General features: G+C 59.8%; 12 protein-coding genes. 7 read left to right on the plus strand and 5 right to left on the minus strand.

Going from position 1 to position 13,855, the window contains the following annotated elements; all coding sequences use genetic code 11:
• Positions 1-190 precede the first annotated feature (190 nt).
• Entirely contained in the window at positions 191-2,056 is a 1,866-nt protein-coding gene (locus tag TMS3_RS12980) for a sigma-54-dependent Fis family transcriptional regulator (RefSeq protein ID WP_025165706.1), read from the plus strand.
• 115 nt (positions 2,057-2,171) lie between these two features.
• On the opposite strand, the gene cysS is transcribed toward TMS3_RS12980, so the two are convergent.
• Both cysS and TMS3_RS12990 read right to left on the minus strand, forming a co-directional pair.
• Positions 2,172-3,554: a cysteine--tRNA ligase gene (gene cysS / locus TMS3_RS12985; protein WP_200929665.1), complete on the minus strand. Its 1,383-nt coding sequence runs from the start codon at positions 3,552-3,554 to the stop codon at positions 2,172-2,174.
• Between the two features lie 62 nt (positions 3,555-3,616).
• Entirely contained in the window at positions 3,617-5,281 is a 1,665-nt protein-coding gene (locus TMS3_RS12990) for a glutamine--tRNA ligase/YqeY domain fusion protein (RefSeq protein WP_025165708.1), read from the minus strand.
• A 122-nt stretch (positions 5,282-5,403) separates the two neighbouring features.
• On the opposite strand from TMS3_RS12990, the gene TMS3_RS12995 reads away from it, so the two are divergent.
• Together TMS3_RS12995 and lpxH are read left to right on the plus strand one after the other, a co-directional pair.
• Positions 5,404-5,898, plus strand: coding sequence for a peptidylprolyl isomerase (locus TMS3_RS12995; protein WP_025165709.1), 495 nt, complete (start codon positions 5,404-5,406; stop codon positions 5,896-5,898).
• Complete coding sequence (gene lpxH, locus TMS3_RS13000) at positions 5,895-6,617, plus strand: UDP-2,3-diacylglucosamine diphosphatase (RefSeq protein ID WP_025165710.1); 723 nt, start codon at positions 5,895-5,897, stop codon at positions 6,615-6,617. The genes TMS3_RS12995 and lpxH overlap by 4 nt, the downstream gene beginning before the upstream one ends.
• A gap of 21 nt (positions 6,618-6,638) precedes the next feature.
• Here the strand turns inward: lpxH and TMS3_RS13005 are convergent, their stop codons facing one another.
• Entirely contained in the window at positions 6,639-7,517 is an 879-nt protein-coding gene (locus TMS3_RS13005) for a LysR substrate-binding domain-containing protein (RefSeq protein WP_025165711.1), read from the minus strand.
• Positions 7,518-7,647: 130 nt separating this feature from the next.
• Between TMS3_RS13005 and TMS3_RS13010 the strand changes: the two genes are divergently transcribed.
• Positions 7,648-8,853: an MFS transporter gene (locus TMS3_RS13010; protein WP_025165712.1), complete on the plus strand. Its 1,206-nt coding sequence runs from the start codon at positions 7,648-7,650 to the stop codon at positions 8,851-8,853.
• 52 nt (positions 8,854-8,905) lie between these two features.
• Here TMS3_RS13010 and miaE read toward each other — a convergent pair whose 3' ends face one another.
• Positions 8,906-9,508 carry a tRNA-(ms[2]io[6]A)-hydroxylase gene (miaE, locus tag TMS3_RS13015; protein WP_025165713.1) on the minus strand — a complete coding sequence of 201 codons (603 nt, stop codon included), beginning with the start codon at positions 9,506-9,508 and terminating at the stop codon, positions 8,906-8,908.
• A gap of 164 nt (positions 9,509-9,672) precedes the next feature.
• Here miaE and TMS3_RS13020 point away from each other — a divergent pair, with 164 nt between their 5' ends.
• From TMS3_RS13020 to TMS3_RS13030, 3 genes are all read left to right on the plus strand, one after another.
• Complete coding sequence (locus tag TMS3_RS13020) at positions 9,673-10,536, plus strand: universal stress protein (protein ID WP_025165714.1); 864 nt, start codon at positions 9,673-9,675, stop codon at positions 10,534-10,536.
• 564 nt (positions 10,537-11,100) lie between these two features.
• Positions 11,101-12,033, plus strand: coding sequence for a universal stress protein (locus tag TMS3_RS13025; RefSeq protein WP_025165715.1), 933 nt, complete (start codon positions 11,101-11,103; stop codon positions 12,031-12,033).
• Positions 12,034-12,195: 162 nt separating this feature from the next.
• Positions 12,196-13,071, plus strand: a complete 876-nt coding sequence (locus TMS3_RS13030; RefSeq protein WP_025165716.1) for a universal stress protein — start codon at positions 12,196-12,198, stop codon at positions 13,069-13,071.
• A gap of 29 nt (positions 13,072-13,100) precedes the next feature.
• Here the strand turns inward: TMS3_RS13030 and TMS3_RS13035 are convergent, their stop codons facing one another.
• Positions 13,101-13,577, minus strand: coding sequence for a DUF1289 domain-containing protein (locus tag TMS3_RS13035; RefSeq protein WP_025165717.1), 477 nt, complete (start codon positions 13,575-13,577; stop codon positions 13,101-13,103).
• Positions 13,578-13,855: the final 278 nt, after the last annotated feature.

Below are 13,855 nucleotides of genomic sequence, written 5' to 3' on the forward strand. Positions count from 1 at the left end.
TAATAAAAAAATTTAAATCGAACAGAGCCATGAACGCAGATTGCGCAGTGTTCAATTTGAACAACTGAACACTTTCAGCGTTGACAGTGAACACATCTGAACAACACTCTGTAGGCCGCGCTGGCTGCCGAGCACTCGCCCAGCGACTGATAAAAACAATAGATACGCAGACAAACGGAACATCCTTCTTATGGCTGAAGCTGCCCAGGCGCCCTCCCACGAAACTGTCATTCAAGACTCCTGGGCGCGCTGCCGCGAGTTTGGCTTGACTCACCACAGCGCCCCCAGTTTTGTCCGCCCCGGCCAGGGCGAGGTGTCCGCGCTATTGGAGAGCCAACACGCACTGGTGCAGACCACGCACAAGGAAGTGCTGCCTTACTACGGCAACATCATGGCCAACTCCAACTGCCTGATCATGCTGGCCGACAGCCAAGGGCAATTGCTGCAATCCTGGGGCGATCAACGCTTCATCGAACCGACCCACGCCCCCGGCTTCGTCGCTGGCGCCAACTGGCTGGAACGCTACACAGGCACCAATGCCATCGGCACCGCGCTGACCTGCGGCCAGGCCGTGCACATCCAGCATGACGAGCACTTTCTCAAGGCCAACCGCTTCATGACGGGCTCGGCCTCGCCGATTTTCGACGAGCAGCGACAGATGATCGCAGTGCTGGATGTCTCCAGTGACAGCTACCTGCCGCCCTCGCACACCCTCGGCATGGTCAAGATGATGAGCCAGTCGGTAGAAAACCGACTGATTCTCAACCTGTTCAAGCAGCGCTATTTTCAGCTGACCTTCAACACCAGCCTGAACAATCTCAACAGTCCCTGGGCCGGTCTGCTGGTGTTCGACGAGACGGGTCAGATCGTTTCAGCCAACCGCCGCGCCGACAGCCTGCTCGGCGTCGGCCTGGCGCGGATGAATATCGAAAGCCTGTTCGATGTACCGCTGCAGTACTTGCTCAACCAGCCCGAAGCACAACCCTTCAACCTGCGCGCGAGTGGTCGCTTTCGCTTTCATGCCCAGATCAATCGCCCGCAGCAACCGGCGCCGATCCAAGCCCGGGATTTTCGTCCGAGTGCTCCACCAGAGCAGACTGGCAATGGCCTTACCCTAGCTTCGATCAACCTGGGCGACCCGCGTGTCGATAAAGCGGTACGCCAGGCCGAACGCCTGCTTGAAAAAGACATCCCGATTCTGGTGCATGGCGAAACCGGGGTCGGCAAGGAAGTGTTCGTCAAAGCCCTGCACCACGCCAGCTCGCGTAGCAAGCAGGCGTTTATTGCAGTGAACTGTGCGGCCATCCCCGCCGAACTGGTTGAATCAGAGCTGTTTGGTTACGAAAAAGGCGCGTTCACCGGCGCCAACCAGAAAGGCAGCATTGGCCTGATTCGCAAGGCGCATAAAGGCACGCTGTTTCTCGATGAGGTCGGCGACATGCCCCTGCGGGTCCAGGCCCGCCTGCTGCGCGTCTTGCAGGAACGCTGCGTGCAACCGCTGGGCAGCAGCGAGCTGTACCCGGTAGATATCCGCCTGATCTCGGCCACCAACCGCCCGCTACGCCAGGACGTCGACAGCGGCCTGTTTCGCCAGGACCTGTATTACCGCATCAGCGGTCTGAACCTGGAATTGCCGCCTCTGCGCGAACGCACGGACAAGGCCGCGATGTTCCAACGCATCTGGGATTACCACCGCGAAGCGCACCAATCGGCCGGGCTCAGCCCTGAGGTAGTGACCCTGTTCCAGCGCCATCCCTGGCCGGGCAACCTGCGCCAACTCAGCAGCGTGCTGCAGATCGCCCTGGCTATGGCCGACGAGCAACAGATTCGGCCCGAGCATTTGCCGGATGACTTTTTTGCAGACTTGCAGGCGATGACCATCGCGCCTGAGCCAATCAGCCAAGCCCCCCAACCGGCACTAACGGCAACCACTGAGGAGGACCTGGCCAGCCAGCTTGAGGCGTGTGGCGGGAATATTTCCTATCTGGCGAGGAGCCTGGGCGTGAGTCGCAACACCTTGTACAAGCGACTGCGCGAACAAGGCTTGAAGGTATAAAAAGCTTCGCCAACCCAGGCAAGCAGCCCGACACTCGTCATTGGCGGGCAACCGCAGATGTCGAGTACCAATGAAAAGGCCGCTCGAAAGCGGCCTGTTCAATTCAGTAAGTAACTTACTCAGCCAGGCGCCAGGTCGTGCCGCCTTTGCCGTCTTCCAGCACCACGCCCATGGCGCTGAGCTGGTCGCGGATGCGGTCGGACTCGGCCCAGTTCTTCTCGGCGCGGGCTTGCAGGCGCGCGGCGATCAGAGCGTCCACTTCGGCAGCATCGACCTTGCCTGCGGCGCCGGCCTGAAGGAAGGCATCGGGCTGCAACTGCAACACGCCGAGCACGCCAGCCAACTCTTTCAAGCGCGCCGCCAGACCGGCCGCCGCCTGCTGGTCGGTGTCGCGCAGGCGATTGATCTCGCGAGTCAGCTCGAACAATACGGCGCAGGCTTCCGGTGAGTTGAAATCGTCGTCCATCGCCGCGCCAAAGCGCTCGACGAAGGCTTCGCCGCCGGCCGCCGGCACCTCGGGCAAGCCGCGCAGGGAGTGGTAAAAGCGCTCCAGAGCGCCCTTGGCTTCCTTGAGGCTGTCTTCGGAGTAATTGATCGGGCTGCGGTAGTGACTGGACACCAGCAGGTAACGCACCACTTCCGGATGGTACTTTTCCAGCACCTCGCGGATGGTGAAGAAGTTGCCCAGGGATTTGGACATCTTTTCGCCGTCCACGCGGACCGCGCCGGCGTGCATCCAGGCGTTGGCGTAGAGCTTACCGGTAGCCGCCTCACTCTGGGCGATTTCGTTCTCGTGGTGCGGAAACACCAGATCCGGGCCGCCGCCGTGGATGTCGAAAGTCTCGCCCAGGCAGCAGGTCGACATCACCGAGCACTCGATGTGCCAGCCCGGCCGACCCGCGCCCCAGGGCGACGGCCAGCTCGGCTCGCCGGGCTTTGCACCCTTCCACAGGACGAAGTCCAGCGGGTCCTGCTTGGACTCGTCGACTTCGATACGCGCGCCGACGCGCAGGTCTTCGATCTTCTTCCTCGACAACTTGCCGTAGCCGACAAACTTACCGACCCGGTAGTAGACATCGCCATTGCCGGGGGCGTAGGCGAAGCCCTTGTCGATCAGGCTCTGGATCATCGTGTGCATGCCGGGGATGTGCCCGGTGGCGCGCGGCTCCTGATCCGGGCGCAGCACGCTGAGACGCGCCTCGTCTTCGTGCATGGCGGCGATCATCCGCTCGACCAGTGCTTCGAAGGGCTCACCGTTCTCCTGGGCGCGCTTGATGATCTTGTCGTCGATGTCGGTGATGTTACGCACATAGTTCACGTCGTAGCCGCGATGGCGCAGCCAGCGGGTAACCACGTCGAACGCCACCATCACCCGCGCATGACCGATATGGCAGAAGTCATAGACCGTCATGCCGCACACATAGAGGCGCACCTGGTTGCCCACCAGCGGTGTGAAGACGTCTTTGCTTTTGGTCAGCGTGTTGTAAATCGAGAGCATCAGAATTCCTTGGCAATCACGGACCAGCGCACTGGCCCGGTTTCAATCAGTCTTCCCGAGCGTCAGGCCCAGGAGTCGCGCAGGGTCACGGTGCGGTTGAACACCGGCGCACCCGGCTTGCTGTCCTTGATGTCGGCGCAGAAATAGCCTTCACGCTCGAACTGGAAGCGTTCCTCAGGCTGCGCCTGGGCCAGTGACGGTTCGGCGCGACAGCCCTTGAGCACTACCAGCGACTCGGGGTTGATGTTGTCGAGGAAGCTGGCGCCCTCTTCTGCCTTCTCCGGGTTGGCCGAACGGAACAGGCGGTCGTACAGACGCACTTCGCACTCGACGCTCTCGGCGGCCGGCACCCAGTGGATCACGCCCTTGACCTTGCGCCCTTCGGGGTTCTTGCCGAGGGTGTCCGGGTCATAGGAGCAGCGCAGTTCGACTATATTGCCGTCGGCATCCTTGATCGCCTCGTCGGCGCGGATCACGTAGCTGCCGCGCAGGCGCGCCTCGCCACCTGGGACCAGGCGCTTGAAGCCGGCGGGCGGCACTTCCTCGAAGTCGCCGACGTCGATGTAGATCTCGCGGGCGAATGGCAGCTGACGCACGCCCATGTCCTGCTTCGGATGACGCGGTAGCTCGAGATTCTCGACCTGGCCTTCCGGGTAGTTGGTGATCACCACCTTAAGCGGCTTGAGCACGCACATGGCACGCGCGGCATTGGCGTCCAGGTCATCGCGGATACTGAACTCCAGCATGCCGACATCGACCACGCCGCCGGCCCGGTTGACGCCGATCATGTCGCAGAACTTGCGAATTGACTGCGGGGTATAACCGCGACGGCGATAGCCGGTCAGGGTCGACATGCGCGGGTCGTCCCAGCCCTGCACGTGGCCTTCATCGACCAACTGCTTGAGCTTGCGCTTGCTGGTGATGGTGTAGTTCAGGTTGAGGCGGGCGAATTCATACTGGCGCGGCTTGGCCGGCACCGGCAGGTTGTCGAGGAACCACTCGTACAGTGGGCGGTGATCCTCGAACTCCAGGGTGCAGACCGAATGAGTGATGCCTTCGATGGCATCCGACTGACCGTGGGTGAAGTCATAGCTCGGGTAAATGCACCACTTGTCACCGGTCTGGTGATGGTGGGCATGACGGATGCGATAGAGGATCGGGTCGCGCAGGTTCATGTTCGGCGAGGCCATGTCGATCTTCGCTCGCAGCGCGCGCGCGCCATCGGGGAACTCGCCGGCTTTCATGCGCGCAAACAGGTCGAGGTTTTCCTCGACGCTGCGCTCGCGGAACGGGCTGTTCTTGCCCGGCTCGGTAAGATTGCCGCGGTACTCGCGTGCTTCGTCAGGAGACAAATCGCAAACATAGGCCTTGCCGGCCTTGATCAGCGCCACAGCCCAGTCATGCAACTGGTCGAAGTAGTTGGAGGCATAACGCTCCTCCCCGGCCCACTGAAAGCCCAGCCAGAGCAGGTCGTTCTTGATCGCCTCGATGTATTCCTGGTCTTCCTTGGCCGGGTTGGTGTCGTCAAAGCGCAGGTTGCACTCGCCACCGAACTCCTTGGCCAGGCCGAAATTCAGGCAGATCGACTTGGCATGGCCGATGTGCAGGTAACCATTGGGCTCCGGCGGAAAACGGGTAATGATCTTCGCGTGCTTACCGCTCTCCAGGTCGGCCTGGACGATGGGACGAAGAAAGTTCGTAGCGGCGGCAGTCTCTGGCTTGCTCATGGGGTCCTTGATCATGCTGGTGCACGGCGCGGGGTAGGCCGGCTAAAACAAAGCGCTTATCATAGCCGAAGCGGTCAATCCCCTGACAGGCCTTCGACTTTCTCGACAGAGCGATTATTTCAATGATCAAGCTGCACACCAACCACGGCGTCATCACCCTGAACCTATTCGAAGACAAAGCCCCGGAAACCGTGGCCAACTTCAAGGCCTATGTAAAAGACGGCCATTATGACAACACCGTATTTCACCGCGTGATCAGCAACTTCATGGTCCAGGGCGGTGGTTTCGAACCGGGCATGAAGCAAAAGACCACCCGCGCAACGATCAAGAACGAAGCCAACAACGGCCTCTCCAACAAAATCGGCACCGTCGCCATGGCCCGTACCATGGAGCCACACTCGGCCTCCGCGCAGTTCTTCATCAACGTGGCCGATAACACCTTCCTCGACCACAGCGCACCGACCGTACAAGGCTGGGGCTATGCGGTATTCGGCGAAGTGGTTGAAGGCATGGACGTGGTCGAGAAGATCAAAGGCGTTGCCACCACCATGAAGTCCGGCCACCAGGACGTGCCAGTAGACGACGTGATCATCGAGCGTGCCGAGATCGTTGAGTGATCCTACTGATCTCCGATCTGCATCTTGAACAGGAGCGCCCGGACATTAGCCGGGCGTTCTTGCATTTCCTGCATAGCCGTGCGCCCCAGGCCGAGGCGCTGTACATCCTCGGCGACTTCTTCGAGGTGTGGGTGGGCGATGATGCCATTACACCCTTCCAGCGCACTATCGCCCAGGCCCTGCGAGAACTGAGTGACAGCGGCACGAAGATTTATCTGATGCATGGCAACCGCGACTTCATGATCGGCAAGGCGTTTTGCCGTGAAGCCGGCTGCACCCTGCTGACCGACCCCAGCCTGGTCGAACTGGCGGGCGAGCAAGTTCTGCTGATGCATGGCGACAGCCTGTGCACCCAGGATCAGGCCTACATGCGCATGCGCCGCTGGCTGCGCAACCCGCTGAGTCTGTTCATCCTGCGCAACCTGCCACTGACCACCCGGCACAAACTGGCGCGCAAGCTGCGCAACGAAAGCCGCGCACAAACCCGTATGAAGGCCAGCGACATTGTCGATGTCACCCTGGCAGAAGTGCCGCGCATCATGGCCGCGCATGGCGTGCATACGCTGATACACGGCCACACCCATCGTCCCGCCACTCACCAGCTGCAGGTCAACGGCTCACCGGCACGGCGTATCGTCCTCGGCGATTGGGACCAGCAGGGTTGGGCGCTGCAGATCGACGGCCCGGACTGGCAGTTGGCGCCCTTCCCCCTCGGCTGACCCTTACCGCAGGATCTACCCTTAGCGCTGCATCGCGGCGTGCTGCTCATAACGCCGGTATTGCGGGCTAGCCTCGATGGTCTGCGCCAGACGCAGGGTTGCTTCGTTAACCTGATCGGCGACGAACAGAGTGATGTCAGTGCCCGGCAGCGACGGCAATCCGTCCTCGATCACCTGCAGGCCAGGCTCCAGAGTCGAGCGCGGAATGATGCCGACCCCTATCCCGGCGCGTACAGCCGCCAGCACTCCGGCCCGGCTCTGACTGGTGAAGGCAATACGGTACGGAATCTGCGCCTCGACCAGGGCCTTGCGCGCGGAATCCCGGTGGTAACAGCCCTCGACAAACACCGCCAACGGCAAGGGATCACGCTCGTGAGTCGAGTGCGCCTCGTTGCGCACCCAGACCAACTCATCACGAAACAGACGGCGACCACCCTCCGACAAGGCCGGCATCTCGACCAGGGCCAGGTCCAGCTTGCCCTCGGCCACCATTGACGCCAGGTGAAAGGGCCGATGGTCGCAAACCACCTCTAAACAGGCTTCTGGATAACTCAAGACGAACGTTTCCAGCAGCGGAGTAAGACTGCGCGTGGCGTACTGGTCATGGGTACCGAAGCGTACCTGGCCACCCACATCGGCATGCTGGAAGGTGCCGAGGATGCGGTCATGCAGGTTAAGCAGCTGCTGCGCGTGGTTCTTCAGCTGCTCTCCGGCCTGACTCAGCCTGACGCCATATTGACCGCGCTGCAGCAGCTCGGCCGATACCAGAGCCTCCAGCCGACTGAGCTGCATGCTCACCGTGGAAGGCGCACGATGCAGTCGAGCGGCCGCACTGGTCAGGTTGAGCGTCTCGGCGACCACGACGAAGGTACGCAGCAAAGCTATCGGCAGGTCGCGCATGGCAGAATTCAACCTTATTGAAAGTAGTGATCAATATTTATCGTTTTACTGAACCCTGGCAAGCCTCTATGTTCGCCAGAATCGAGCTCACCCCATGCGAATTCCCGGCGAGCGGTCACGGAGCGAAAAGATGCGGATGCCCACCACGTTCGGCCTCAACCAGATTGTCAGCCACGGCTTTGGCATGTTTCTGTTCGCCGCCCTGATGCCTCATATGCGCGAATCCATCGACATCAGCCCCTGGCAGCTGGCGACCATCGGTGCCCTAACCCAGCTGGCCTATCTGGCCGGGGCCATGCTCCTCGGCCTGCTCGGCCATCGCCTCGGCACCGGCCGCCTGGCCCTGATCACCGGCGTCACCACCAGCACGCTGCTGTTCAGCATGTCGCAGCTGCGCGACCCCGTGCTGATCACGCTGGTACTGACCTGCCTGGCCGCCAGTGCGGCGATCAGCTGGGGCTGCATCGTCGAAATCATCAGCCGCTGCACCCGTGCCGAATTGCGCTCAACCTACCTCTCCTGCGCCTCGAGCGGCACGGCCTGGGGCTATGCAATCAACGGTCTGCTGATTCTTCTGGTGGTACCTCTACTCGGCTGGCAGAGCAGCTGGCAGCTGGCCAGCCTGTTCGGCGCTCTGGTGGTGGGCCTGACCTGGCACTTGTTGAAGAATCTGCACAACCTGCCGCCCAGTCACATCGACACCCGCGAGGCGGTGATCCCGACGTCCCGGCTGTTCGCCACCATCATCGGCGAGCGCACTGCACTGTTCGCCTGCCTGATCTGCCTGCTGGTGGGTTTCACCACCATGCCCTTTTCCTACTGGCTCAATAGCTATCTGGATGAACTCCAGCTGCCGGCGGCACTGGGCGGCTACACCTGGGCGACGGTTGGCGGCACTGGCATGGTGGCCGGCTTCATCACCGGCAAGCTGGCCGACCGCAAAGGCCATGGCACTGCGCTGATGGTGATCTTCAGCGGGTTTGCCCTGGGACTGCTGGCGTTTATCTACGATCCAAGCAAATTCGCGCTGGTGGCGGGCTTCGGCTATGGCCTGATGTACTTCCCCATGTGGGGCATCGTCGCCGGCTGGGTCAATCAGCAGTATTCGTCTACCGCAACCATGCAGATCAGCGGTATCTGCATGGTCGCCTTCGGCCTTGGCGGCACCCTGGGTAACCTGCTGGCCGGCTACATCCGCGAAAGCACCGGCTCGCTGCAGCACGTGTTTCTCGTGCTGACCATCGCCTCCCTGCTGCTGGTAATGCTGGCCATGGTCATCCTGCGCAGCAATCGCAAGCCGTCGACGGTGATCCCGCCAGCGACAAATGCCTGCTGATCGAGAGGAGCGGCTGACTCAGCTCAACTGACGACAGTCCGTTGCGGACAGGTTAGGCGGCCGCACCGCTGTGAAAGCGGAATTCCTTGTCCGGGGTGAGAATCGCATCGCGCTCGATCTCGGCAAAGAAGGCAATTCGTTCATCAATCGACCCACCAGCATAATCCCGGGCCATTTTCAGGTAGCCCTGATAATGCCGCGCCTCGGACTTGAGCAACGAGCGATAAAACTGTCCCAGCTCCTCGTCGAGGTGCGGTGCCAGGCGGAAAAACCGCTCACAGGAACGCGCCTCGATAAAGGCACCGACGATCAAGGTGTCGACCAGCTTATGGGGCTCGGAGGTGCGCATGTGCTTGTGCAGGCGTTGGGCATATAGCGCCGCGCTGACCGGACGATAGGCGATGCCGCGCTTCTTCATCAACGCCGCGACCTGTTCGAAATGGCGCAACTCCTCACGCGCCAAACGCGACAAGTTGTGCTGTAAATCGGCCTTCTCGATATAGCGAAAAAGCAGGGTCAAGGCTGTAGAGGCGGCCTTCTTCTCGCAATTGGCGTGATCAATCAACATCACGTCCTGATTCTGCAGCGCCTGGGCAATCCAGGTGTCAGGGGTAGGACAGAGCAAGAAGGCTTCAATTTCGGGTAGCAGTTGCATAGGCTCACAAAGTTTGATGACAACGGTGGCTGACGCGCTGGGCGGACCATTATACGAATGGCGACCGGAACAACCAGCCATGCCGTTGATACCGGTCAAGAACACGTTTTACTGGGTGCATCTATAGTTGTTTTCAGTACAACTCATTTCGTATGGAGTCGATCATGCAAGCTATACGCAGCATTTTGGTGGTAATGGATCCCGGCCAACAGGAAGGCCTGGCACTGAAACGCGCCAAGCTGATCGCGGGGGTTACCCAGTCGCAACTCCACCTACTGGTCTGCGATAAGAAACACGATCACTCGACCTACCTCAGCGACCTCTGCGCCACCCTCAAGCAAGAGGGCTTCAACACCTCCAGCCAGCAGGCTTGGCATGAAAACCTGTACCAGACCATCATCAGCGTGCAGCAGGCCGAAGGCTGCGGCTTGGTGATCAAGCAGCATTTCCCCGACAACCCGCTGAAGAAAGCCCTTCTCACGCCAGAAGACTGGAAGCTGCTGCGCCACTGTCCAAGCCCGGTACTAATGGTCAAAACCGATAAACCCTGGAACGCTGGGGTTATCCTCGCCGCAGTAGACGTCGGCAACGCCGACGGTGAGCATCGCACCCTGCACGCCAGCATCATCAGCCATGGCTACGACATCGCCGCCCTGGCCAAGGCCGACCTGCATGTGATCAGCGCCCACCCAGCACCAATGCTGTCGGCCGCCGATCCGACCTTTCAGCTGAAAGAAACCATCGAGGCGCGCTACCGTGAACAGTGCAAAGCATTCCAGGCCGAGTTTGATGTGCCCGACGAGCGCCTGCATGTCGCAGAAGGCCCAGCCGACTCATTGATTCCGCAAATCGCGCATCAATTGAACGCAGCAGTCACAGTGATTGGCACCGTCGCTCGCACCGGCCTCTCCGGCGCACTGATCGGCAATACAGCCGAGGTGATTCTCGATTCGCTGGAGAGTGATGTCCTGGTGCTCAAGCCGGATGACATCATCGCCCACCTTGAAGAACTGGTTGCCCAGCGCTGAGCGCCATTCCGCCGGCGGGCACACAAACGCCCGCCTCTTCATAGAACAAGCAGCTACATACTTAAGGCGTAAAGAGAATACTCAAACCGACCGAATGCCTTGGCATATTACTCGACGGCAACCAGACTCTCGTTGGCACTCGCGACTTACGCCCCGCCTTCCCAGGCCCAATGCTTATCGCATAGCGGTCATGAGCGCCTTTCATAGCCACAGAGCCCCGTGCACTACGGAAAGCATGCTCAAGACAGCGACCACCAAGCGCTCGCTGATCGCCCCGCATACCCAATGAAGGGAATCACCTCTTTGGAGTTTGTTGCCAGAGTGCGTCTTATTGCTCGCCCTTTGATCCAAACGCACTAGAACAACACATGCCGCTCCCGTGAAGACACGACGTGCAGCTGCCTGTGTTTTTGCCCGCTATGTGGGCGATGCCCTTCGAGGAACCTTCAGCCATGCCAGCACACTTCTTCGCTCATGCCGCACCTTCGGTGCCCAACAGGCGTAGAGCTCTTGGCTGCCTGATTTTCTCTGTCAAAAACGCACCAAAAAACTATCGAGATAACAATGAAAACCATCCACAGAACACTTGTGGTAATCGATCCCCTTCAATCCGAAGCGCAAATATTGGAGAGAGCCAAGTCGATCGCCGACCTGACCCAATCACACTTGCACCTTTTAACCTGTAACAAGAAATCTGATCTTTCATCCCACCTGCTCGACATGCAGGAGGCCCTTATTGACCAAGGATTCAGCGTCAGCGCTCAACAGGCCTGGAATGGCAACCCGCACAAAACCATCATCGCAGTCCAACAAGAGCAAGGCTGCAGTCTTGTCATCAAACAACACCAGCCGGACAATCCACTGACCAAATCCTTTCTCTCGCCTGATGATTGGGCGCTTCTACGTTATTGCCCCTGTCCCATTCTGATTGTCAAAGCGGCTGTTTCCTGGACCGGAGGCGTCATTCTCGCAGCCGTCGATGTGGGCAGCAGTGATATCGAACACCGTATTCTACAGACCGGGATTGTCAGCCATGGCTTCGATCTCACTCAGCTAACCGGTGGCAGCTTGCACCTGGTCAGCGCTTGCCCCTCCCCCACGCAGTCCGCTGCCGACCCGATGTACCAGCTCAGGGAAAGTATCCAGTCCTATTACCGTGAGCAGTGCCAAGCCTTCCAGGATGAGTTCAACATCGACGAACAACATATCCACATCGAGGAAGGTTCGGCCGAACTCCTGATTCCGCAGCTCGCGCACCGACTCAAGGCCGCCATCACTGTGATTGGCAGCGTTGCCCGAACCGGCGTAGCCGGTGCGCTGTACGGCAACACCTCAGAAATGATCCTCGACTCCGTGGAAAGCGACGTGCTGGTACTCAAAGCAAACGACGTCATCACTCATCTGGAAGAGTTGACTGCGCCACCCCTAAGAAGCGCATCGCTAAACACCCAAGCCCACACTTGGCCCTACAACCATCCTGTACGCATTTCAAACTGAATCGACTGCGGTAGCCGACTGGTTGCCTTGATTAAGTAATCGAGGCAACCAGTCGGTCGGTTCATCCATACCGCGGGCAAGACCTGCTGTCCTTTTGATTAAGTCAATAAATAAAAGAGAGGCCAGCCCGCAATCACGCTTCCATCTGTGAAGGAGATTGCCATGCGTTCGATTGAGAAAATCCTGGTCATGCTGCGTGCCGATCCTGCCGAAGACTTAGCCCTGCTACGCGGCAAACAACTCGCACGAACCTTAGGTGCCGAGCTGCAGCTATTACTCTGCGATCCACACGAGGGGCATGCCGAATACCTCGAAGGGCTGCTGGCCAAACTGCGCAGGGAGGGGTTCCGGGTCCAGGGCGAGCTGGTCAAGGGGCAACCACACCACGCCTGCTCCGCCATTCTCGCGGCGCACCAGCGCCACGCATGTGACCTGGTGATCAAGCAGCACCGTCCCGACTCCCTGCTGGCCCAGTTGTTTACGCTCCCGGACGATTGGCAGCTGTCACGTGCGCTATCGACGCCCTTGTTGCTGGTCAATACCCCGCGTTGCTGGGAAGGCGGCACCGTTCTGGCTGCCATGGATGTCGATCATCTGGACCAGGAGCACCGTGCGCTGCAGGGCAATGTCATGGACTACACCGCCGAATGGTGTCGCCTGTTCCAGGCTGAGCTGCATGTGGTCAGCGCCTACTCGGCCCCAGCCCTACCCCTGGCCGATCCGACTATTCACATCGACCAGGCCATTGCCCAGCACTGTCATGACCAGTGCCAGTGGTTTCAGCATGAGTACGAGCTCGCCGAGCGCCACCTGCATATCGGTGAAGGCCCCGCCAAAACGTTGATCCCACGGGTTGCCAACGAGCAGGGGGCAGTACTGACCGTACTGGGCACAATTGGTCGCAGCGGACTGGGAGGCATCCTGATCGGTAATACCGCAGAAACGGTGCTCGATCGGCTGAACAGCGACGTGCTGATACTCAAACCCCATGAATTGCCGGCAAAACGGGTTGAGCCAAGTGGCCACCGGGCAGCGTGAGGCTGGCATTCGAGACTGCAACTGGGCGATTAAACGCCCAGCTGCATGCCCTCACGCAGGAAGCGAGGGGCGATATAGCGTTCATAGTGTGCCTCGGACAGCAGGAAGAACTCGCGATCAATGGCGTCACGCAGCTCCGGCAAGCCCCAATCGCGGAACTCGGGCAGCAAGGCCATGCCATAGGCGTCCAGCTGGTTGATCACCCGCGCACCTCGAGCGATCAGTTGGTATGCCCAGCAATAGGGTGACTGCTGGGGCACGAAGCGAATCTTGCGTTGTTCCAATTGGCTGCGCAGACGAGCGGCATCGAAAACTTCCAGCTTGGCCGCCATCACCTGCACCAGGAGTACCTCGAGGCGCAACCAGACGGCGCGTTTTTCCTCGTCGTTGTAACGGTTCCAGCTGATGACTTCATGGTGGAAACGCTTGCAGCCACGGCAGACCAAATCACCGTAAACAGTGGAGCAAAGACCGACACAGGGTGTTTTGATGCGCTGATTGGACATAGCGAGGACAGATACATGCAAGCGAACAGCCTGGCATCTTAGCCCTTTGTCTAAGTCAGTTCACCCCCACATGTCTCAGGGCTTTGGCTTAACTTTATCCACGCTTTGCAGTAGACTCGGCCCGCCTTTTATAGGCGCCAATGTCCGTTGGAAGCTGTTTTCAAAGCGTCACGAGCACAGTCAATCCTGCAGGTACGATGTTGGCGCAGGCCCCCTGGACCACTCCAGGAGCCCGCGCCAGCCCTCATCTACCCCGTCCTGCCGGCGTAAAACTTTGA

Origin of the sequence: Pseudomonas taeanensis MS-3 (genome assembly GCF_000498575.2) — a bacterium.
Lineage (GTDB): Bacteria > Pseudomonadota > Gammaproteobacteria > Pseudomonadales > Pseudomonadaceae > Aquipseudomonas > Aquipseudomonas taeanensis.